This is a genomic window from Binatus sp. (SeqCode) (assembly GCF_050013435.1).
Taxonomy (GTDB): domain Bacteria; phylum Desulfobacterota; class Binatia; order Binatales; family Binataceae; genus Binatus.
The window spans coordinates 29,135-48,450 of record NZ_JBEKFG010000005.1 but is presented as its reverse complement, the minus strand read 5'-3'; the positions used below and the strand labels follow the sequence as shown (position 1 = coordinate 48,450).

At 60.6% G+C, this 19,316-nt stretch carries 22 protein-coding genes; 10 read left to right on the top strand and 12 right to left on the bottom strand.

The annotated features are described in order from the left end of the window. Positions 1-283: 283 nt before the first annotated feature. Together ABSB13_RS01850 and ABSB13_RS01845 are read left to right on the top strand one after the other, a co-directional pair. The gene (locus ABSB13_RS01850; RefSeq protein ID WP_428105021.1) at positions 284-940 is read left to right on the top strand and encodes a Crp/Fnr family transcriptional regulator; all 657 of its coding nucleotides are present in this window, start codon (positions 284-286) and stop codon (positions 938-940) included. A gap of 483 nt (positions 941-1,423) precedes the next feature. Beyond that, entirely contained in the window at positions 1,424-1,888 is a 465-nt protein-coding gene (locus ABSB13_RS01845; protein ID WP_428105019.1) for a c-type cytochrome, read from the top strand. Between the two features lie 68 nt (positions 1,889-1,956). On the opposite strand, the gene ABSB13_RS01840 is transcribed toward ABSB13_RS01845, so the two are convergent. After that, positions 1,957-2,394, bottom strand: a complete 438-nt coding sequence (locus ABSB13_RS01840; RefSeq protein ID WP_428105017.1) for a hypothetical protein — start codon at positions 2,392-2,394, stop codon at positions 1,957-1,959. Positions 2,395-2,644: 250 nt separating this feature from the next. Here ABSB13_RS01840 and ABSB13_RS01835 point away from each other — a divergent pair, with 250 nt between their 5' ends. Beyond that, positions 2,645-4,147 (top strand): sigma-54 interaction domain-containing protein, encoded by a 1,503-nt coding sequence (locus tag ABSB13_RS01835; RefSeq protein ID WP_428105015.1) that lies wholly within the window; start codon positions 2,645-2,647, stop codon positions 4,145-4,147. 21 nt (positions 4,148-4,168) lie between these two features. Here ABSB13_RS01835 and ABSB13_RS01830 read toward each other — a convergent pair whose 3' ends face one another. The 3 genes from ABSB13_RS01830 to ABSB13_RS01820 form a co-directional block, all read right to left on the bottom strand. Next, positions 4,169-4,696 carry a hypothetical protein gene (locus tag ABSB13_RS01830; RefSeq protein WP_428105013.1) on the bottom strand — a complete coding sequence of 176 codons (528 nt, stop codon included), beginning with the start codon at positions 4,694-4,696 and terminating at the stop codon, positions 4,169-4,171. Between the two features lie 38 nt (positions 4,697-4,734). Continuing rightward, entirely contained in the window at positions 4,735-5,127 is a 393-nt protein-coding gene (locus tag ABSB13_RS01825) for a CBS domain-containing protein (protein ID WP_428105011.1), read from the bottom strand. Between the two features lie 254 nt (positions 5,128-5,381). Then, positions 5,382-5,678, bottom strand: a complete 297-nt coding sequence (locus tag ABSB13_RS01820; protein WP_428105009.1) for a hypothetical protein — start codon at positions 5,676-5,678, stop codon at positions 5,382-5,384. A gap of 22 nt (positions 5,679-5,700) precedes the next feature. Here ABSB13_RS01820 and ABSB13_RS01815 point away from each other — a divergent pair, with 22 nt between their 5' ends. From ABSB13_RS01815 to ABSB13_RS01795, 5 genes are all read left to right on the top strand, one after another. After that, positions 5,701-5,907 carry a hypothetical protein gene (locus tag ABSB13_RS01815; protein WP_428105007.1) on the top strand — a complete coding sequence of 69 codons (207 nt, stop codon included), beginning with the start codon at positions 5,701-5,703 and terminating at the stop codon, positions 5,905-5,907. A 38-nt stretch (positions 5,908-5,945) separates the two neighbouring features. Then, complete coding sequence (locus tag ABSB13_RS01810) at positions 5,946-6,752, top strand: universal stress protein (RefSeq protein WP_428105005.1); 807 nt, start codon at positions 5,946-5,948, stop codon at positions 6,750-6,752. 44 nt (positions 6,753-6,796) lie between these two features. Next, the gene (locus ABSB13_RS01805; protein ID WP_428105004.1) at positions 6,797-8,464 is read left to right on the top strand and encodes a bifunctional aminoglycoside phosphotransferase/ATP-binding protein; all 1,668 of its coding nucleotides are present in this window, start codon (positions 6,797-6,799) and stop codon (positions 8,462-8,464) included. Between the two features lie 332 nt (positions 8,465-8,796). Then, complete coding sequence (locus tag ABSB13_RS01800) at positions 8,797-9,096, top strand: type II toxin-antitoxin system HigB family toxin (RefSeq protein ID WP_428105002.1); 300 nt, start codon at positions 8,797-8,799, stop codon at positions 9,094-9,096. Further along, positions 9,093-9,503 (top strand): helix-turn-helix domain-containing protein, encoded by a 411-nt coding sequence (locus ABSB13_RS01795; protein ID WP_428105000.1) that lies wholly within the window; start codon positions 9,093-9,095, stop codon positions 9,501-9,503. The genes ABSB13_RS01800 and ABSB13_RS01795 overlap by 4 nt, the downstream gene beginning before the upstream one ends. Before the next feature lie 213 nt (positions 9,504-9,716). Here ABSB13_RS01795 and ABSB13_RS01790 read toward each other — a convergent pair whose 3' ends face one another. The 8 genes from ABSB13_RS01790 to ABSB13_RS01755 are packed head-to-tail and all read right to left on the bottom strand — an operon-like array spanning position 9,717 to position 17,084. Further along, complete coding sequence (locus tag ABSB13_RS01790) at positions 9,717-10,142, bottom strand: c-type cytochrome (RefSeq protein ID WP_428104999.1); 426 nt, start codon at positions 10,140-10,142, stop codon at positions 9,717-9,719. Positions 10,143-10,174: 32 nt separating this feature from the next. Continuing rightward, on the bottom strand, positions 10,175-11,134 hold the full coding sequence (locus ABSB13_RS01785; RefSeq protein WP_428104997.1) for a c-type cytochrome: 960 nt from the start codon (positions 11,132-11,134) through the stop codon (positions 10,175-10,177). A 1-nt stretch (position 11,135) separates the two neighbouring features. Beyond that, positions 11,136-12,437 carry a cytochrome b gene (locus ABSB13_RS01780; RefSeq protein ID WP_428104995.1) on the bottom strand — a complete coding sequence of 434 codons (1,302 nt, stop codon included), beginning with the start codon at positions 12,435-12,437 and terminating at the stop codon, positions 11,136-11,138. A 3-nt stretch (positions 12,438-12,440) separates the two neighbouring features. Next, positions 12,441-12,902, bottom strand: coding sequence for a QcrA and Rieske domain-containing protein (locus ABSB13_RS01775; RefSeq protein WP_428104993.1), 462 nt, complete (start codon positions 12,900-12,902; stop codon positions 12,441-12,443). Continuing rightward, positions 12,902-14,821: an FAD-dependent oxidoreductase gene (locus ABSB13_RS01770; protein WP_428104991.1), complete on the bottom strand. Its 1,920-nt coding sequence runs from the start codon at positions 14,819-14,821 to the stop codon at positions 12,902-12,904. Before ABSB13_RS01770 ends, ABSB13_RS01775 begins: the two co-directional genes overlap by 1 nt. Before the next feature lie 11 nt (positions 14,822-14,832). Next, a complete protein-coding gene (locus ABSB13_RS01765; RefSeq protein ID WP_428104989.1) occupies positions 14,833-15,189 on the bottom strand; it encodes a c-type cytochrome in 357 nt (118 codons plus the stop codon). A gap of 39 nt (positions 15,190-15,228) precedes the next feature. Next, entirely contained in the window at positions 15,229-15,510 is a 282-nt protein-coding gene (locus ABSB13_RS01760; protein ID WP_428104987.1) for a hypothetical protein, read from the bottom strand. 14 nt (positions 15,511-15,524) lie between these two features. Beyond that, positions 15,525-17,084, bottom strand: coding sequence for a hypothetical protein (locus ABSB13_RS01755; protein ID WP_428104985.1), 1,560 nt, complete (start codon positions 17,082-17,084; stop codon positions 15,525-15,527). A gap of 432 nt (positions 17,085-17,516) precedes the next feature. Between ABSB13_RS01755 and ABSB13_RS01750 the strand changes: the two genes are divergently transcribed. Then, entirely contained in the window at positions 17,517-18,017 is a 501-nt protein-coding gene (locus ABSB13_RS01750) for a hemerythrin domain-containing protein (protein ID WP_428104984.1), read from the top strand. A 44-nt stretch (positions 18,018-18,061) separates the two neighbouring features. Further along, positions 18,062-19,276 (top strand): acyl-CoA dehydrogenase family protein, encoded by a 1,215-nt coding sequence (locus ABSB13_RS01745; RefSeq protein ID WP_428104982.1) that lies wholly within the window; start codon positions 18,062-18,064, stop codon positions 19,274-19,276. The last annotated feature ends 40 nt before the right edge of the window (positions 19,277-19,316 follow it).

The following is a 19,316-nucleotide window of genomic DNA, read 5'->3' as shown; positions in this document are numbered from 1 at the left end:
CCTGAATTTGGAGCATGTTCTAGGCCAAATAAAGTTACGTTCAAGGCCGATTCTGTTACAAAAGGAACGACTCCTCCGTTGTTTTCTCGCACCGATTGTCGTTACATCCGGCGACTGCGCTCGACGGCTGCGATTCGACGGACGCAAGTTAGACTTAAGGGACACCGAGATCGCTTCAATTTTTCCACCCATGGCACCACGCTCGTCACGCGGCAGATACATCAGGCAAAGGGGGGCCAGGCCTCCTCAACCTCGCGCAGTCAGCGCTCAAGATTTAGGGAAATTGAAAGGGCTGGCGGGTCTTTCCTTACGCAAATTGGAAGCCTTGCGTGCCAGGATGAGGATTCGGCAGTTTTCCAGACACTCGATCGTCTATAAGGAGGGGGAATCAGATGAAGCCGTGTACATCGTGCTCTCGGGAATCGCCCGGCTTATCTGCCTCAATCGAAAAGGGGAACGCAATCTGCTCGAGGTGCTGGGACCCGGCGACGTGATCGAGATTCCGTCATTATTGCCCGATATCCATCATAAACTCACCTGCGAGACGTTCACGGATTGTCAAATCGGTTTAATAAGCCCAACCGCGCTCGTGGAGGGCATCGTTGGCATTCCATTCCGCGAGTTTAACGAGGCGCTCAATTTGACGGTCGGCCGATGGTGGACGCTTCTGGAGCGCCATTCAAACTTTCTCAGTCAAACCGTTCGAGAGAAAATCATGCTCGCCTTGCTCGACCTCGGCCGCAAGTTCGGTCAGCGAGACGACCACGCGATGATCATAGATCTGGGTCTAAGCGGTCAGGACATAGCGGACCTGGTGGAGTCCTCGCGGCCGAAAGTGAGCGAGTGCCTCAAGAGTCTCGTTGCTGAAGGCGTGGTGACGCGCGAACACCGCCGTTTCATCATCGACTCGGTAAAAATTCAGGCTAGCCTGCGATCCTGACGTTTGTCGCTACCAAAAAGAGGATCTGAACCGCGGCGGTCGGCCTTCGACAATCGCCTGGAGGAGTCTGGTTCGACAGATCGCTAAGCCGAATCAGCCGTCCGACCGTTAGGGTGAAAATGCGAGGCGAATTCTCGACAAGAAGATTCTCTCCAGCACTGCTGCTTTTATTTTGGTCCGAATACCTCGCCAGATTCGCAGACGATTTCCCCGATCAAAACTGAATGAGGGTCGGCAGTTAAAATCCAGCTTGGGCCACATTTCTTCCGCTCATAAACAAGATGTTTCCGGGCTTTTGGGGTCGGCGGGCAAGCATAGATCGAGGAATCATGCCGCCGATCGCGTCACCTGGTGGTGCCGTTGGCGTCATGATTCGTGGGCGTCTCTCGCGTGGCGTCGTAAGGTTGCTGAATAGACGCAAAGCGCGCCTAATGAGCTGCGTGTAATGGCGATTTCAAATGACCACAGAAAGGACCCCGCACCATGACGGGCCGATATAATCGCATCGCGATTGCGCTCCCAGGCAGAGTACTCACGGCATTGGCGCAGGCGTCGGCCGGGTTCCTGTTGCTGACGCTGGTGCTCGCGACTAGCGCCCGGACCGCCGCCGCGCAGTCCGGAATCCGGGATTACCAAAATTACTGCGCCGAGTGCCATGGGCTTACCGGTAAGGGCGACGGCCCCTCCCGCTTGAGCATTCCGATGAACCCGCCGCCGAACGACCTCACTCAGATGGCAAGGAAAAATGGCGGGAAATTTCCCTTCGATGAGGTCGTGGACTCAATCGACGGCCGCAAGAATATACCGTCGCACGCGCGGCTCCAGATGCCCTTTTGGGGGACAACCCTTCAGAAGCCGGGCCAGGAGTTCACGCCCGAAAGCGATGCCGAGGTGAAGAGAAGAATCGAAGCGATGGCGCGATTCGTCGAGAGCATCCAGCAGAAGTGACGCGAGCCGCGAGTGCTTATCCATTAGCGCCGTCGCGCGCAGCGCCAGGCCGGCGCTTATTTGGCGGCCTAATGAACCGCGTGCTCGAACGAATGCAAAACCCTGAGCGTGCGTTCTCGATCCATCGGCTTCGAGGTGTAGTACTGGACGCTATATGCACGCGCTTGCCGTTCGGTCTCGGGACTGTGATTCGCGGCGATGTAGGCAACGAGTGCATGGAGGGCGTGTTTGCGCACTTGGTCAAGCAGCCAGGCGCGGGTCGATTCCTCGAGAGCTTCGTCGTCGATTACCACCATCTTGACGTCCGGCTTGAGCAGGAACGCGTGCCCGTCATGCGGATCGGCAAATTTCGCAATGACCCAGGCATCGCTCACGCCCTCGGCGATTATCTGCACGACCGATTCGTCGCGCGAGAAAACTGCTATCGCCCCGCGCTTTCCGCCCGTGGTTCCTGCCGGGTCCGCCTGTGAGGCAAGCGCAAGCCGGGGTCCAGACTTGCGGCTCACTTTGCCCTCCGAGGAGCTCGATGCGAGCTTCAGTCGTTTGTGCTGCTGGAGCATTGATTTGTCACGCTGGCAACCTGACATCTCTGCTCTTGCTTGAAACATGCCAACGCGACTGCCCGGGCAAAACGCCGCTGAAATCCGACGATTTTGGTTTTTGAGGCAACATATGTTAAAAAAGAATTGTCCCCGCTGAGTGCAGTTTTTAATCGGATTGACGCCTTTCGAGCCATTTGACCCGGAAACCTGACGAATGAAGACAAACACCAACGCACCGGCTCCTGCTGCTCTGCCCAGCGGCGGGCCGCGCTATTTTCACCTGCTGTGGGACACGGAACTCGACGAGCTGCGTCCGGTCCTGGAGTCCGTCCAGAAGCATCGCAACCGCGTGCTGGACCACTGGTATCAGCTCTACGTGCTGCACTTTGCCGACAGCCGCGCGCTGACGAAGACGGAATTCATGGAGATTTACGGCAGCGAACTCGATGCCACGCTGAAGGATTTACTCGGCAAAGACATGGACGGCTTCGCCGCCAACGTCGCACGAATCGGGGAACAGCTCGCCGAACGCGGGGTGCCATTCCAGGAATTGATCGTCTCGATCCACCTTTTCGAGGAGAGCGCGGCCACCGCGTTTCCTACCTTCCCGCCATTAACGGGGCGGACCTACCAGGCGTTCGACAAGCTAAGTCACATCCGGATCGTCGTGCTCGCCGATACCTACTTCCGCTCGAAGACCGCCGTCTCCGGAGCGCGAATAATGGCGCTCGAGCGCGAAGCCGCGACGCTTCCAAATCATTCTCGCAGCCGGTTCCACGGGATGGTCGGCGCCAGTGCGGCGATGCGCCAGCTGTACGACCGGGTGGAGGCGGCCGGCGTCACGCGCGGCACGATCCTAATCGTCGGCGAGAGCGGCACGGGCAAGGAGCTGGTAGCGCACGCCATTCATGAATGCGGCCCGCAGCCGGGGGCGCCGTTCGTCGCGCTCAACTGCGCGGCGGTACCCAAGGACCTGATCGAAAGCGAGCTATTTGGATACAAGCGCGGCGCGTTCAGCGGAGCGAACGCCGAGTACCTGGGGCTGTTCCGCGCGGCTGACGGCGGAACTCTGTTCCTGGACGAGGTCACGGAGATGAGCGCCGACACGCAGAGCAAGCTGCTGCGCGCGATTCAGGAGCGCTCGGTGCGTCCGGTAGGCTCGACCAGAGAGATTGCAGTGGACGTGCGCCTGATCGCCTCGACCAACCGCGATCCCCAGGAGGAGGTGAAGGCCGGCCGCCTTCGAGACGACCTCTACTACCGTCTGCAGGCGGGCGTCATTCATATACCGCCGCTGCGGGCGCGGCTTGAGGATGTGGCGCTGCTGGTCGAACATTTCATCGAGCTCTTCAACGCACGGCAGATGCGGGGAGTTCCGGTCACGGGGGCAGAGGACGAAGCGATCGAGGCCATGCGACGGTATTCGTGGCCGGGCAACGTGCGCGAACTTGCCAACGCGATCGAGAGCGCATTCACGTTCAGCCGCTCGCCCGTGATCCGATTGCAGGACCTGCCGGCATCGATCGCCGGTTCGCACGCCGCCGAACGCGAACCCGTCGCCAGGGTAAATCCGGTCGGCAGTTTCGCCGATGCCGAGCACGCCCTTATCCGCCGCGCGCTCGATGCGACTGAAGGCAACAAGGTGCAGGCTGCCAAGCTGCTGAAGATCTCCCGCAAGAAGCTCTACGCCAAGATCGTGAAGTACGGAATCGAGTGATCAGGCGCGCGACGCACGCGTTTACGCTTCCCAGACGGCCGTAAGGGCGCCGTCCTGGTCAGACCAGTTGTAACGCGCGCGTCCGCCGAAAGCTTTCTGCAGTTCGCGGGCGATACGATGCGCCAGCTTTTGCGACGTGGTCAGGACCTCGAGCGTCGCGCCATTCCATTTGCTGGAGACAATCCGCCGCTCGGGTTGAGTGAATTCGGCGCGCCGTTCGACGTTGGCGATCCGCGCGCGGATCGCCTCCAGGTTTGAGCTTGCGTTCGAGCCGCGCACCAGCACCCGCCCGAAGTATTCGCCGCTTTTCGCCTGCTTGCACCCCGGGCAGATAGTCCATGCCGCCGCGTTGATCAGTTTGGCGGGGAGCGTCCGATTGCGCCGCCAGGTTTTGGCCGTATAAATGCTCCCACAGACGTCGCAAACCGAGGGATCTTTGGGTGGGCGCTGCTTCTGCGCGACAGGCGGGCTCATGTCGGAGCGCGTGCCGCGGCGGTCGAGGCTGCGGGTGAGTCCCTTGCGGGGAGTGTTACCGGTGGTCTGCTTCATTCGATGCCTCTTTGCGATTCGCTGCTCCTTGCGTGCCCTTAGCCGTTCATGATCTTGCTGGTTCCCGCAACCACCAGCAGGAACGCCCTCAGCAAATCGCTCGTGGTGACGATGCCGACCAGCTTGCCGTCGGCGACGATCGGCAGTCCACCGATCTTGTGCTTCAGCATCAGCCGGGCCGCGTCTTCCACCGTACTATGCGGCGCGACGGTGATGAGCTCGGTGCGCATCGCCGCATTCACCCGCGTCGATCCCAGGTAGCCCATGTGCTCGCGTATATCGCGCTCGGTGAGGATCCCGACCAGCCGCCCGCCCTCCACCACCGGCAATCGCCTGAACCGGCCGTCGTCCATGACGGCCTTGGCGTTCGCCAATGTGTCATCAGGATTGATTACGATGGGGTCCGGGGTCATCAAGTTGACAATCTGCATCCTTGTCCTCCGAAGAGTCAGTTGATGAGCGTGCAATTCGCTTGCCATCGGCGGCTAGGCGTCGATGCTATGGTCTGCAATGAAGGTGCGGGCTTTTGTGAGCTGGACAGTAAACGCTCCCCGTCTCATCCTGCCCATCAGCCGCATCGACGTTTGCGAAATGACGCGAAGCGATACATCTTCGCGATCGATGCTGCGCTTCCGCAGGCTGAGTATCTGCGAGAGCAACGCGGCTCTTGAGGGACGATCAGGAGCTATTGCGGTTTTGGTTGTTGTTTCGAGCCGAGCAGCTTTTGAACTTGCTGCTCTGCCTTGTCACGCATCTTATGCATGAAAGAGGTCTTTTTCTTCTTGGGATGAGCGGCCTTGTGAGCCGCCGGCTTCCCGGTCTCGGCCACTGCCGGTTTATTCGTCTCGCCACCGGACGGAGCGCTCTGGCTTGCGCCGTTAGCGGACGGGATTACTACTGAATTCGGCTGAGCCTGCGCCGACAGGGCGGGCGCTAGCATTAACAGGGCCGCGGCAAACGATATTGAAGCGATGAGTTTCATAAATTGACCGTAAGATACCGTCGTGAACAGCAAGACGCTCGGAACCGATAAAGGTTACGGAGTGGCGAGAGCATCTCTTGACGGCTATAAGCTCGCTGAAGAATGCTTTAGCATGGAAGTGTCTGAGTGCTGCGATCGGATGCAGGTCATCGCGGTGCGCGATCGAATCGTCATTGCGAGCCGCGAAAATCCAAAACCGGGGATGGCACGGCATTCGCTAGTCCACTGAGTATCGCGCCGCGCCTGACCTCGAAGGAGCATATTTTCATGGCATACCCATTCCGCAGAATTCTTTGCCCGGTGGACTTCGACGATAACTCGATGCAGGCGCTCGATACTGCCGCGGATTTCGCCCGCGAGAGCGACGGCACCGTGTTTGTCTTGCACGTGGTTCCGATGATCCTCGCGCCGACGGGGATGCCGATCTATGTCGACCTCTACAAGGGGCAGGAAGAGACTGCCCGCGCCAAGCTGCTCGAGATCGCACACAAGCGACTGGACGGACTCAAGTACGAAGTTCTGACCCATACCGGCGAGCCGGCCGGTGCCATCTTAAACGCCGAAAAGAAAACCAGCGCCGACGTAATCGTAATGGCCACGCACGGGCGCCGTGGCTTCAAGCGCTTTTTCCTTGGCAGCATCGCCGAGGTCGTCTTGCGCGAATCCATGTGCCCGGTGGTGACCGTGCGCTGCACGCCCGCGCAAAGCGACCTGGTCGGCACCTGGATGACGAAAAATCCGATCACCGCGACTCCGCACGAGAAGCTTGCCTCCATCGCAACCAAGATGCACGCGGGAGGCTTTCGATGCGTGCCGATCCTCAATGAAGGCGTCCCGGTCGGAATTGTGACCGACCGCGACATCCGCCAGCACACCGGCCTTTTGGATCAAACCGAGGCGTGCAAGGCGATGAGCGAAACGCTGATAACTGTCACGCCATCGACCGATATTCGAGAGGCTGCGCGCTTGCTGCGCGACCGGAAGATCGGAGGGCTGCCAGTGCTGGAAGACGGCAAGCTCGCCGGCGTGATAACCACGGGCGACGTGCTAGAGGCGCTGACCGCGCGAGTCTGAGCACGGCGGGCAGGCGGGAGCGATGCGCGGACCCGGGTGAAATGATGGAACCATGCGGGACGCCGAGGCCTGGCGGAGATCGCGCGGGCGGTGTCGCGGCGCTGGTCGAGGCAATGATGCGGCCGGAGTTCTACCCGGACTCGCCCGCTCGCGTCGAACTCAAGCAGACGCACATATCTTACGTCTTTGTCGCCGGAGAAACGGTTTTCAAGGTCAAGAAGCCGGTTCATTTTGCATTCCTGGATTGTTCCAGGCTCGCGCGCCGGTTCCACTATTGCATCGAGGAGGTGCGCCTCAACGCGCGTCTTTCGCCAAGTGTGTACCTCGGCGTGTTCGCGATTCTTAAGCGTGCGGACTGCTTCGTGCTCGGACCCGAGGTTCGCGTCGAGCATCCCGAAGCCGTCGAGTACGCGGTCAAGATGCGCCGGCTGCCCGAAGACCGCATGCTCGATCGGCTGCTCGCCGCGGGCCAGGTGGATAGCCGCACGATTCGCGCTATTGCGGCGCGTATGGCGCAGTTTCATGCGAGCGCGCCGTCGAATCGTGGATGGGCCTACGGTTCAGCCGCGGCAATCTGGCGCGGCGTGATCGGGGACATCGCGCAGAGCCGGGATTTTATCGGTCGCACGCTTCGCCAAGACCAATTCACCGCGATCGACGCCTTCTGCCGCGCCTTTATCACGGCTCATTGGCGGCCATTGAATGAGCGGGCGCGCGAGGGCCGGGTGCGCGAAGGCCACGGCGATTTGCGCGCCGAGCATATCTGCCTTGTGGGCAACGAAAACGAAATCGATGTGATCGATTGCGTCGAGTTCAGCGAGCAGTTGCGCTACGGCGACGTCGCTTCGGAGATCGCATTCCTGGCGATGGACCTCGAGCGGCTCGGCGCGCCTGGGTTCGCCGAAGAGTTGGTCGAGGACTACGCGGAGATCACCGGCGACGAAGAGCTTGCGCTGTTCGTTCCGTTCTACAAGTGCTATCGCGCATGCGTGCGCGGCAAGGTCGAGAGCCTGAGAAGCCTCGAGCGCGAGGTTGGCGCGGCGGATAACGAGCGCGCTGGGCAACTCGCGCGGAGTTACTTCGAGCTCGCGTGGCGCTATGCCCGTGGCGCATCGCCGGCTCTGATCGTAGTGTGCGGGCTTTCGGGCACCGGCAAATCGACCGTCGCCCGCATGCTCCGGCATCGCAAGGGCTTCGAGATCATCAACTCGGACCGCGTCCGCAAGCGCCTGGCAGCTGTCTCCGCACACGAGCACGTCCGCGCGGATTACGGAGCCGATATATATTCCGACAGGTTTACGACAATCACCTACGACGCGATGCTCGACGAAGCGGAGAGCCTCCTGAGCGAGGGCCGCGGAGCGATTCTCGACGCGACGTTCAAGGCGTCCGCCAAAAGGCAGCGCTCCCTGGCGATAGCGGCGCGCCACGGCGTGCCGGTGCTTTTCGTTGAATGCGTCGTCAGTGAGGACGAAGCGATACGCCGGCTGGAGCGGCGCGCGTCGATACACGGTGAAGTCTCAGACGCTACGCCGGAGGTGTACCAGCGCCAGCGCGCCGAGTTCGAGCCGCTTGGCGAGATTGCGGCGCGCAACCACCTGCGCATCGATACCACCCGGCCGCGCGAATGCCTTGTCACGGAAATCGACGATGCGCTCGAACCCCTGCTGCATCGTACGCCCTGCGAACCTGGCAACTCAGGCGCCCGCTGAGCCCGCCCGCGCGCAGCGTTATCGCGCCGCCATTCGGCGATCCTGAATCATGTTGAGGAAATGAGTACCCGAAAATCCCGGGTCAGGCGCACGAGTTCTTTCCCGCTGCGCTCAACACTCGTCGGAACGATCTCGCGATGCGGCCGCATTTCCGCTCGCGCCCGGCCGCCTCTGCGCCACCGCCGTTTGCCGGTCCCGCGACCGCCTGCTAACTCACTGTCCATGAATATCCGCCACGCCGCGGTGAGAGCCAAAAAGCGCAAGGCGAAGAAGTAATAAAATTCATCGCAATTTGAGTTGACATCTATCTCATCCTGAGATATATTCTCGACATGCGGGTTGTCTCGGAGAAGGCGCTCAGGGACTTCGCGCAACAATACCCCGATGCTGACGCGCCGCTGCGAGTATGGTGCAAGCTGGTAAAAAGTGGAACGTATTCAAATCTGGCCGAGCTGAAGCGAACCTTCGGATCGGTGGACTACGTGCCGACCGGCAAGGGCGATTTCTACGTTTTCAATATTGCTGGTAACAAGTACAGGCTGATCGCAGCGATTCACTTCAACAGGCAAATGCTGTTCATCCGCTACATCTTGACCCATGCAGAATACGACAGAGGTGGCTGGAAAAAATGAAAAGTCGGACTACCACTCGAACCCTAAAGAACCCGGCCGCATTCGCTCCGCTCCTCGCGATTCACAGCGCCCGCGAATACGACACGGCCGTCAATCAGCTCAACAAACTGGTTGACGAGATTGGCGACAACCCGCGGGACCCACGTTACCGCTTCATCGAAACGCTGAGCGTGCTGATCGAGGCATACGACGTGGAGCATCATGCTTTAGCCGACGCCTCCGGGCTCGAAGTGCTCAAGTATCTGATGGAGGAGCACGACCTGACGCAGTCTGATCTGCCCGAGATCGGCAGCCAAGGCGTAGTATCGGAAGTGCTGCGCGGAAAGCGCGAACTCAATGTGCATCAGATCAAAAAACTTGCCGCGCGGTTTCACGTCTCGCCGGCGGCGTTCCTGCCGACACCCTAAATGATGGCAGTCGGAGAGTTGGACGGCGTCAAATTGCAAGCGATGCCAAGATCAGAAGGTTCGAAACCTGCACCGCTCAAGCAAAATTAAATAGGGTAATTTACCCTAGTTGCATTGCGCCGAATTAAGACACTCGCGGATTCAAATTCAACCACTCAGTCCCGAATTAAGACAGCACCGGGGCTGGCGGGCCGCGCCCGCATCATTGCAGCGTTATCGCATCGCAGTTCGGCGATCCTGAATCATGTTGAGGTAGGCAATAATTTTGCCGATCACTTCACCGATCCCGTATTCGCCCCTTTCACCCTGGCCAAGCTCGTAAAGGCGCTCTCCCCATACCGGCATCTCGTGAGTCCCATGCGCCCTGGGTGTATCTCGACCGTCTATCAGTTCGGCTATGCGATGCGCCGGCAGCGGCACGCCATATTTGTCGCCGAGCTTGCGCAGACTTGTCGGCGGCGTGGACAGGCTCTTCGCCACCGGACCGTCTCCGAGACCGTCCAGACCATGGCATGACGCACAGTAGCGAAGGAAATAACGGTGCCCGTCGCTCACGTCATTGCCCGCAGACAGCGCGGGCTGCGCGACGGACAGCGCGGCGCCTAGCGCAAAGATTGACGCCAACAATTTCAGCTTCATCGATTCACCAAACGATATTTAACTCGGAATACTCAACGCGCGATAGGCGTCGCGGCCGGAGCCGGAGTCGCGCTTGAGGCAGGCGACGGCGACGGTTGCATCGCCGCTGCGGCCAATTCCGGATCCGGGATGTATTCCGGGGGATACGGCAGCCGCCGCCAGCTGAGCAGAAGCAGCGTCAGCGCTCTCGATTCCTCGGGCTTCATGTTGAAATCGGGCATCTGCGTGTTCGGCGTAACCACGCTCGCCTGCGTCAGATGCTGCACGTTCCAATTGAACATCGTGCGTTCGCCGTTGACGTGCGCGAAGCTCAGCAACTCGGGGTTTTTGTCGCCCTCGTAGGTCAGCTCGGGTCCGGTGTTGCCGCCGCGCCCTTCGACGGTATGGCAGATCAGGCACTTTTTCTTGACGATGAGCCGTTTGGCGAGATTGATCTCGTCCATCCCCGGCGTCGCGGCATCACGGCGATGGCAAAAGTTGCATCGCATCTGCATCATCTCGTTCATCGTGAGCCCGTTTCGCTCTGCCAGCGCGCGCGAGAGCATTGGATCTTCCCATCCCTTTCCCCCTTGATGAGATCCCGCGAGAGTTGTTGCCGATCCGTCGCCGCCGTGGCATGGCGTGCATCCGAAGCGCTCGAATTCATGCTTCGCGAGCCAATCGTTCATCGTGTGCGGCTTCAGCGGCTCGGCGATCGTGGCCGGAAGAACCGAAGACCATTCGTAGCCGAGATGGCACGTGATGCAGCGATCGGTGACGCCAATCTTGGGTATCCAGATCTGTTTGATGCCCTCGCGGAAGTCGCGCGCGTCTTCGACTTTACCGTAGTGGCTCAGCAGTTGAGGAAACTCACGCTGATAAGCTCCCCAATCGGTGCTGAACTCAAACCAGAAGCCAACCACGACCAGCCCGAAGAACAGGACCGACATCGCGACCATCCAGCCGAAGTCCTTGGCCTCGAACGATTCGTTCTTGTTGCCGATTTCAGCCATTTCAGTAAAGCCGCGGCATCTCGGGGCGCGGCTGTCCGGGCCAGTAGATCCGCCAGTAGGGACCGCGCAAGTAAACCCCGACCACGATCAGCACGATGATCGCGAGCGTCGCCAGCGCGAAGGTTACGTTCTGCCGCCTGCGCTCGGGGGCGAGCCATCGCCCCTCGGTCCGAAGTGACGAACGATCGATGAACGGCCATAGCGTGAGCACGGCGAGCAGAAATCCGGGCAGCAGTATTCCGCCCAGCAACGCGCCGCTGACGGTAAACCCGCCCATGCGAACAGTTGTTGAAGCGACCAACTCCTGCAGCCAGACGAAATACCACGGCGCTTTCGCCGGATTGGGCGTCACCGATGGATTGGCGAGACCCTCCAGCGGCGCATTGAACATCAACGCGGCCAGCAGCGTGATGTTGAACACGACCAGGAAGACCAGCGCGATTCGCCGCGACATATTCGGCGACGAGAAAACCTGATCGGACTCTTCGAGACCGGTCGAACTCATCACCTGCACGGAGGTGCCCGGCGTAATCCCGAACAGCGAGTAACTTTTGGTCTTGGGAGTCGCCTTCGGCGCCATCGCGCGCTCATGGCGGACGCGCTCGATCGCCGCGAGACCGCCGTCCTTGCGCACGCGCCACATGTGATAAGCGAACAGCACCAACGCGAAGACCGGCAGGAAGAAAACGTGCAGCACGTAAAAACGCAGCAAGGTCTGCTGTCCGATCTCATTGCCGCCAAGCAGAATGAATTGGATAGTAGGTCCGACCACCGGCGCTTGCTTCGCGATGCTGGTGCCCACGGTGATCGCCCAGAATGCGAGCTGGTCCCACGGCAGCAGGTAACCGGTGAAGGACAGAAGCAATGTCGCGAGGAAAAGAATTACCCCGACCACCCAGTTGATCGCGCGGGTGCCGCGGTACGCGCCGGTGAAGAACACTCGCGCCATGTGGATATAAACAACCGCAACCATCCCCTCCGCCGCCCATCGATGCTGATTTCTGAGCAGGCGGCCGAAGCTGACGGCGTATTCCAGATCCTTGATACTTCCGTAGGCGCGCTCGGTGGACGGCACGTAATAGAACATCAGCATCACGCCGGTGACGGTCAGGATCATCAGCAGCGATGCCGACGCGGTGCCGAGCCAGAAGGAGTAGTTCCAATCCATGCTGGCGCGCGCGACTTTGGCCGGGAACCAGTGGAGCCAGAAGTTCTTGACGATTGATTCCGACGATTCGCGCTCGCTGTCAGGCGACCACGCCCACAAAGTCTTGCGCCAGAGCGCCTTGATCTTATCGCCCACGGATCAAGCCTTGCCTTTTCCGCCGACGAGCAGCCTGAAGTCGCGCGCAACGTCGGTGGCGCTGTCAACTTCGAGGAACCCGTCGGGCGAAACGGTCGTCGCAAACCAATCGAGAGGACGTGGCGCAGGGCCCGAAATCACCGTGCCGTCGGGATTAAAGCGGCTGCCATGGCACGGACAATCGAACTCGGTATCTTTCCACTGCACTGTGCATCCCAGATGCGTGCAGATGGCGGAGATGACGTGGAACGCCTCCTTTTGACGAATCACAAACAGGCGGTGCGCTTCGACAAAGGTGTAGCCGTCGGGGTAATCGTTGGGGCGCTTGAGTTTGAAGCGGCTGGGCGGCTCGTAGAGCACGTTGGGATAGAATGCCCTGCCGGCAGCGCCGATCTGGCCAAGGAAGGCGGCCAACACCGAGCCTTTGCCGATGAAGCGCAGAATTCTTCGCCGATCGCTGTCCATCAGACGGCCGTCTCTTCGAACTGAAAGCGTTCCATGGTAATCGCCGAGGTCGGGCACCTGATCGCGCACAGGCCGCAACGGATGCATTTGGTCTCGTCGTAGAGAAAAGCACTGCGCGTCGGCGCCTCCGTCATCACGCCGGCAACCCGCTCCTGATCGGCGATCTCGCCGGCGGGGGCGAAATGCAGGCAATGCTCCGGGCAAATGTCCACGCATCGATTGCACAGAATGCATGCCGAGCCGTTGTAGATCGGATGGATATGGCAGTAGAGGCATCGCTCGGCCTGCTCGTGCGCGTCGCCCGGACTTAACACGGACTCGACTTCGGTGATTCCGGTGCGGCGCGAGAGCGGGACCAGCGGAACCTCGCGAGGCTTCTGCTCGTAACGTTCAACCATCGTGTAGCTGTCGGTCGGCAGCTCCTCGATGGTGACGTGCATGCGCGGCTGGCCGAGCGGTATCCCGCGGAGATAGGCGTCGATGCCGCGCGCGGCGACCTTGCCGTGCTGTGCACAGGTGATCAGCAGGGAAGGTGGAAAGGCCGCATCGCCGCCTGCGAATACGCCGGCGATGCCGGTTTCGAGAGTGACCGGGTCGATCTTGACAGTTCCGGCGGGCGTGATGGTGACACCATCTTGCGGCTTGATAAACGACAGGTCCGGCGCCTGCCCGATGGCGAGGATCACGCCGTCGGCGTCAACGACGCGGCGATCGTTTTCGTCAAATTGCGGCCGGAAGCGGCCCGCTTCATCGAATACCCTGACGCATTTGACTAATTCGATTCCGACCGCATGGCCGTCGCGGCTGACGATTCGCTTGGGGCCCCAACCGGGGAGAAAAGTGACGCCCTCGTCGCGCGCGATATCGAGTTCCTCGCGGCCCTGCGCGGATTTCATCGCCGGCATCTCGGGCTCGGACTCAAGACTGGCGACCGTAACTTCGAGCGCACCGCGCCGCGCCGCCTCGCGCGCCGCATCGAGTGCGACGCGCATCGTGCCGGCCGCGACGCTCTGTTCTTCCTCCTGCGACATGACGAGTCCGGGCAGGAGGGTGCGAACCGCGGTTCGGGCCGCATCGATGGCGACCAGGCCGCCGCCTATAACGACCACCTTGCCGCCGAGCGGAACGCGGAAGCCGCGATGGATATTGAGCAGGTAGTCGATCGCCTTGATCACGCCGTCGGTATCGACCCCCTCGATCGGCACCGCGCGGCCGCGCGACGCTCCAACGGCGAGAAAGATAGCTTCATAGCCCTGCTCTTTGAGTTCTTGAACTCCGAAGCCGGGTCGAAGCGGCGTCGAGTAGCGAAACTCGACACCCAGCGCTTCGATCTCGCCGACCTGGCAGTCGATCACGTCGCGCGGAAGACGGTAGGCGGGAATCCCGTAGCGAAGCATCCCGCCCGGATGCGGCATCGCCTCGAAAACCGTGACGCTGTAGCCCATCACGGCCAGATCGTGTGCGCATGCGAGCCCGGCCGGACCCGCGCCGACGACTGCGACTTTGCGCCTGGGCGCGCCGGCGTCGGGCCGTGCGCCGAGAATATCGAGATGACCGGGAGTGACGCTGCCGCCGCCGGATGGTCCGGCGATCATGTCACGGATGCCGCGGGCCGAGAGTGCTTCGGGGCCGAATTGCTCGGTGAGAAAGCGCTTGAGCGCGCGAATCGTCACGGGCGCGTCGATCTTGCCGCGGCGGCACGCGTCCTCGCATGGCGCGCCGCAAGCGCGGCCGCATATGGACGCGATCGGATTGGGCGATCGCGCAACGCGATATGCTTCGGCCAGGCGTCCTTCGGCGACCAGTTGAACGTAGCGGCCGGCGTCGGTTTTGACCGGGCACGCTTCAAGGCACGGCACGTTCTTGCGAAACCACCACAAGTCGCGCGGGATCGCGTCAATCAAATTTCCATCGGGCATCGAGGTCGCGCTTACTTCTTGCAGAAGGCCCTGACGTAAGCGACGAGGTCGTGGATCTCGTCGTCCCCGAAACCGGTGCTCCACGCCTGCATATCTTTGCTGAGACCAACCGAGGCGCCGCCGTTCTTGATCGCGTTGAACAGGGTCTCGTCGGTAATCTTGCCCATCGTCGCGCAATCAGTGAAATTGCGAGGCTTGGTGGCAAGGGTAGCCGCGGCAGCACCGTCGCCTTGGCCATCGGTGCCGTGGCACTTCATACAAAACGTATTGTAGCTCTGCTTGGCGGCAGCCATGTCGGCCGCGCGCGCAGGCACAAACGCGCATGCGATGATCGCGCACACACCAATGGTCGAGATAAGTCGGTTCACGTTGTCCTCCGGTTCAATGTTCGCGCCGCCGAGGGCGATTCAACGGGCCTTGAGGTATTCCACCAGCGCCCTGGTGTCGCCGGCCGGTAAATTTCCCAGCGTGCGCATATGCATGATGATCAGGTCCCACTCATAGGGCGCCTTCTCGGATCCCGGTCGCGCATTATGGCAGGTGTTGCAGTAAACCGGCCAGAGTTGGGCGCCCTCCCGAAACAGGCGTCTGTGCTCGGCCGGGGAAAGATTCTCCTGAGCCGAAGCGGGAGCGCCGACAAATCCGATCGTTAGAGTCGCAAGTACGATTGCCGCGAATATTTTTCTCATGGCCATGACTCCGCTCAGAATCCGATCGTGAATTGGCTGAGGAAGGCGCGATCGTTGGGAATTGGACCCGCGGGTGTCACCGCGCCGCTGGGTGAGACGAATGCTCCTCCATTTTGCGGCAACTCGAGGTCGAATTCGTTCTGCCAAACGATCGATGGTGCGATCCAATAGTCGAGAGCCAACGCGACTTCGCGAGCGTGTGGCGCGTAGGTGGCCGGCGACCCGTTGATGCCGAAATCGGGAACCAGACCGGTCTGGAAGCCGCCCTGGCCGACGCCGGTAGCGGCCTCGATGTCGTCGCTTGCAACGGCGCGCTGGTTGACTCCCGAATAGCGCACCAGCGGCTCAAATCGATGGAGATAGCCGTTGAGCTTGTCGGGGAAGCACGGGACGTTGAGATCGTTCAGGACGTAACCGGCTTGCACGTACCATCCCTGGCGATTGTCAGAGCCCATACCGTCGGGCATCTGACGGTACGATTCCATCCATTCTCCGCGGGCCTGCAAGTTGCCGATGAAGTAGTTGAAATCGACGCCCCATGAATTGTACCAATTTCCATTTGCCCACTTGCCGTTGTAGGTGGAGGCTCCGAGCTCGAGGCGGCCCATTTGAGAATCTACCGGGAGCGGATAGATGCGAAAACGCGCGCCGATCGATTTGCCGTTGGTCTGGCTGTTGGCGACGGCGGTTGGACTCGAGAGCGCGGCGCCGAGGACGTTGGAGCTGAAATTGGGGCCGTTTCCGCCCCAGACGGTGTAGTCGAAATCCTGACCGAGCGCGCCGAATTGCATGCCGCCGCGAAGCTGGACTCCAATCTCCCCCGGCGGAACCACGGGCTCAACTCCAAACGGCAGCGGCGCCGTGACAAACCGGTTCACCCACATCGGGCTCTGGTTCTCGTACCAGTCACCGAACGGCTGATCGAAAAGCCCGGCCACGACCGTCATATAGTCGTTAAGAAAAATCTGAAAATCAGCGGTCGACAGATCGGCTCCCGTCCCGGTACTTCCAAACGCGGTGCTGATCACGCCCTCGAACATGATCCAGTCAGTCGGGCGATACAGAAACATCGGCTCCCAATCGAAAAAGAACGAATTCTGCGATACATGAGAAACGCCGTCGAGGCCGCCGCTTTGCTGGTCATAGATGAAGCTGCCGCCGGCGGCACCGGCCACGGTGAACGAGTGGGTTCCGAGGTATCGACTAACCGCATCGCCAAACTCCGACGCCGCGATCGGCGCATCGACCTTGGTCTGCAAAGTCTGCACCTGGGCGTTAGTCTGCTGAAGCTCGAGGGTCGTCTCCTTGAGCTTCTGATCCGTGGCGTGCAACTGCTCAGTGGTGGCCGCGACCTTTGAATCCTTCGTCTCGAGTTGCTGAACCTTGATCTCGAGCGAGTGAATTACTTCGCGGTCACGCTTGCGCTCCTCGCGCAACTGACGCATCTCGCTTTTGATTTCCTTGAGATCGGCGGCGCTGCCGTCGCTGTCGGCCGCGCGCGCCAGACCCACCCGTGATAACGCCACGAGGCCAAATGCGAGGAGAAATATCGAGAAAATTCGTCTGGCTGGCATAATTCCTCCAATCGGCGCCCAAGTAGTCGGCGCATTCGTCGCGGAGCAACATTTGTGCCCAGAAGATCAGCCGTCCCCTGCTGAACATCACGGCCCATCGGCCAATATCTCCGGGAACTTCTGGCATAAATGATCGGATGGCCGCAAGTATCGCTGCGATCAATGATGAGACGGCCTTATGCGCTTGGTTATGCGGAACTAGATCTTTGCTTATTTCAGTCGAAAGCACGAAATGTCGACGCTGTTTCGTCTCGATATCGAAATCGTGAAATCCGTCGATTTGATCCGGTAGTGTCGCCAAGGGAAACAGGCTGTGTGTTCAACGGATACAACGGCAGGCAGGGGTGGGTGTTGAAAAGCTTGAAATCGAAAACGACGACTGATCCCAAATTTTCAACATCCTGCTAGAGTCAGTTTGCAATCGTGAGGACGATGAATATGACTACCGCCAAGAAGCCATTAGCGATCGGGGCCGAAAAGGCCCCCGGCACGGGCCAGATCAGAAAACTCACGGAAGAACTGGACCGTGAACAATACCGGCTGGGGATGCGGCTGCTGGACGCGGCAGTGGCAGGCGCCATTTTGGGCTTCAAGCCGTCGGATCGCGAGATGCGTGCGCAGGCGCAGCGCTGTTGGGAAACTCTCAAGCCGCGACTCAATCAGCATCTGTTGAGCGAAGATGAAACAGTGCTGCCGTGGGCGGAACTTGCCGGCGGCCTTGCTCCCGAGGTGATCGAGCGAATCAAGCAGAGCCACCTCGAAATGCGCTCGCTGATAGCCAAGCTTAACGGAGTGTCGTTCGAGAAAGATGCGGATAAAGTTGTGGCCGTGGCCGGCAAAGCTCTATGTGTGCTGGCGGTGAAGCTCGACGATTTGATCGATAGCGAGGAAATGCGCCTGTTCCCGGCGCTCAGAAGAATGTTGTTCGCGTAGCGCAGGACCAGCTGCCGGCAGGCGGCTTGCAAACGTCTAGTTCGGTGGACTTCGACTACACACCAGAGCAGGAGCAATTCCGCAGCCGGCTGCGCGCATGGATGGAGGCGACGGCGTCGGAACTATTTGGCGATCTGGTCGAGTCGCCAAGCGTAACAATCGAGAGCCTGCTCTACAGCCGCGACGACGAACTCTGGCAGAAGATCCTCACGTACCATCGGCGGTTGCACGACGCCGGGTATCTCGCGCTTCACTGGCCGAAGAATTGGGGCGGGAGCGAAGCCGGGGTGGTCGAGCAATCGATTTACCAGGACGAGGCTTTGCGGCTCGGGCTGCCGCTGTACGGCGCGAACAATTTCGCGGTCGATCGGATCGGCCCGACGATAATGCTGCTCGGCACCGAGGAGCAAAAAAAACGCTACCTGGCGCCGATGCTCACGGGCGAAGAAATCTGGTGCCAGGGATACTCGGAACCTAACGCAGGTTCCGATCTGGCGGGACTTCAGACCCGCGCGGTGCTCGACGGCGACTCGTTCGTGGTCACCGGCGAGAAGGTATGGACCAGCAACGCGCATCGCGCGGCTTACCAGGTACTGCTGGTCCGCACCGATCCGGCCGCGCCCAAGCATCGAGGAATTTCGTATCTGCTGGTTGATCTGCGCAGTCCGGGAATCACGATCCGGCCGCTCATGCAGATCACCGGCGAGATGGGATTCAACGAGGTCTTTTACGACGGCGTGCGAGTGCCGAAGCAGAACATGGTCGGCAAGCTGAACGAAGGGTGGCAAGTGTCGATCGCAACGCTGATGTTTCAGCGGGCGTCGGGCGGAGTGCGTCATCCGGTGGAACGCACGATGGGCGAATTGATCGCGCTGGCGAAGACCGTGGCTTTTGACGCCGTGCCCGCGTGGAGCAACCCGTACATCCGCCAGAAGCTCGCGCAATTTGCCGCGGAGGCGCGATGTATCCGGCTCGGCCGTTATCGCGCGATGACCGCACAGCTCAAGGGGCGAGTGCCCGGCGCGGAGAGTTCGATCGGGAAACTGTGCGCGACGGAACTCAGCCTGCGCATGGCGATGTTCGCCGACGAGATGCTCGGTGCTTACGCGAATCTGGAGAGCGGGTCGCGTGGAGCCGTCGAAGGTGGCAAATGGGCCAGCCGGATACTCGCCGCGCGGGAGTTTACGATCGCGGGCGGCACCAGCGAAATCCAGCGCAACATCATCGGTGAGCGCGTGCTGGGCTTGCCGAAGGGCTGACGCCGCGCGTGCCGAACGCGCGCCAACCGACGGCGATCGC

What these genes read in the sequence shown, in the direction of transcription:
- ABSB13_RS01800 (WP_428105002.1), top strand. Translation starts at nt 8,797, where the DNA reads ATGCGGGTTGTCTCGGAGAAGGCGCTCAGGGACTTCGCGCAACAATAC.
- ABSB13_RS01755 (WP_428104985.1), bottom strand. Translation starts at nt 17,084, where the DNA reads ATGCCAGCCAGACGAATTTTCTCGATATTTCTCCTCGCATTTGGCCTC.
- ABSB13_RS01825 (WP_428105011.1), bottom strand. Translation starts at nt 5,127, where the DNA reads ATGCAGATTGTCAACTTGATGACCCCGGACCCCATCGTAATCAATCCT.
- ABSB13_RS01770 (WP_428104991.1), bottom strand. Translation starts at nt 14,821, where the DNA reads ATGCCCGATGGAAATTTGATTGACGCGATCCCGCGCGACTTGTGGTGG.
- ABSB13_RS01795 (WP_428105000.1), top strand. Translation starts at nt 9,093, where the DNA reads ATGAAAAGTCGGACTACCACTCGAACCCTAAAGAACCCGGCCGCATTC.
- ABSB13_RS01750 (WP_428104984.1), top strand. Translation starts at nt 17,517, where the DNA reads ATGAATATGACTACCGCCAAGAAGCCATTAGCGATCGGGGCCGAAAAG.
- ABSB13_RS01790 (WP_428104999.1), bottom strand. Translation starts at nt 10,142, where the DNA reads ATGAAGCTGAAATTGTTGGCGTCAATCTTTGCGCTAGGCGCCGCGCTG.
- ABSB13_RS01785 (WP_428104997.1), bottom strand. Translation starts at nt 11,134, where the DNA reads ATGGCTGAAATCGGCAACAAGAACGAATCGTTCGAGGCCAAGGACTTC.
- ABSB13_RS01830 (WP_428105013.1), bottom strand. Translation starts at nt 4,696, where the DNA reads ATGAAGCAGACCACCGGTAACACTCCCCGCAAGGGACTCACCCGCAGC.
- ABSB13_RS01775 (WP_428104993.1), bottom strand. Translation starts at nt 12,902, where the DNA reads ATGGACAGCGATCGGCGAAGAATTCTGCGCTTCATCGGCAAAGGCTCG.
- ABSB13_RS01845 (WP_428105019.1), top strand. Translation starts at nt 1,424, where the DNA reads ATGACGGGCCGATATAATCGCATCGCGATTGCGCTCCCAGGCAGAGTA.
- ABSB13_RS01835 (WP_428105015.1), top strand. Translation starts at nt 2,645, where the DNA reads ATGAAGACAAACACCAACGCACCGGCTCCTGCTGCTCTGCCCAGCGGC.
- ABSB13_RS01760 (WP_428104987.1), bottom strand. Translation starts at nt 15,510, where the DNA reads ATGAGAAAAATATTCGCGGCAATCGTACTTGCGACTCTAACGATCGGA.
- ABSB13_RS01805 (WP_428105004.1), top strand. Translation starts at nt 6,797, where the DNA reads ATGGAACCATGCGGGACGCCGAGGCCTGGCGGAGATCGCGCGGGCGGT.
- ABSB13_RS01810 (WP_428105005.1), top strand. Translation starts at nt 5,946, where the DNA reads ATGGCATACCCATTCCGCAGAATTCTTTGCCCGGTGGACTTCGACGAT.
- ABSB13_RS01820 (WP_428105009.1), bottom strand. Translation starts at nt 5,678, where the DNA reads ATGAAACTCATCGCTTCAATATCGTTTGCCGCGGCCCTGTTAATGCTA.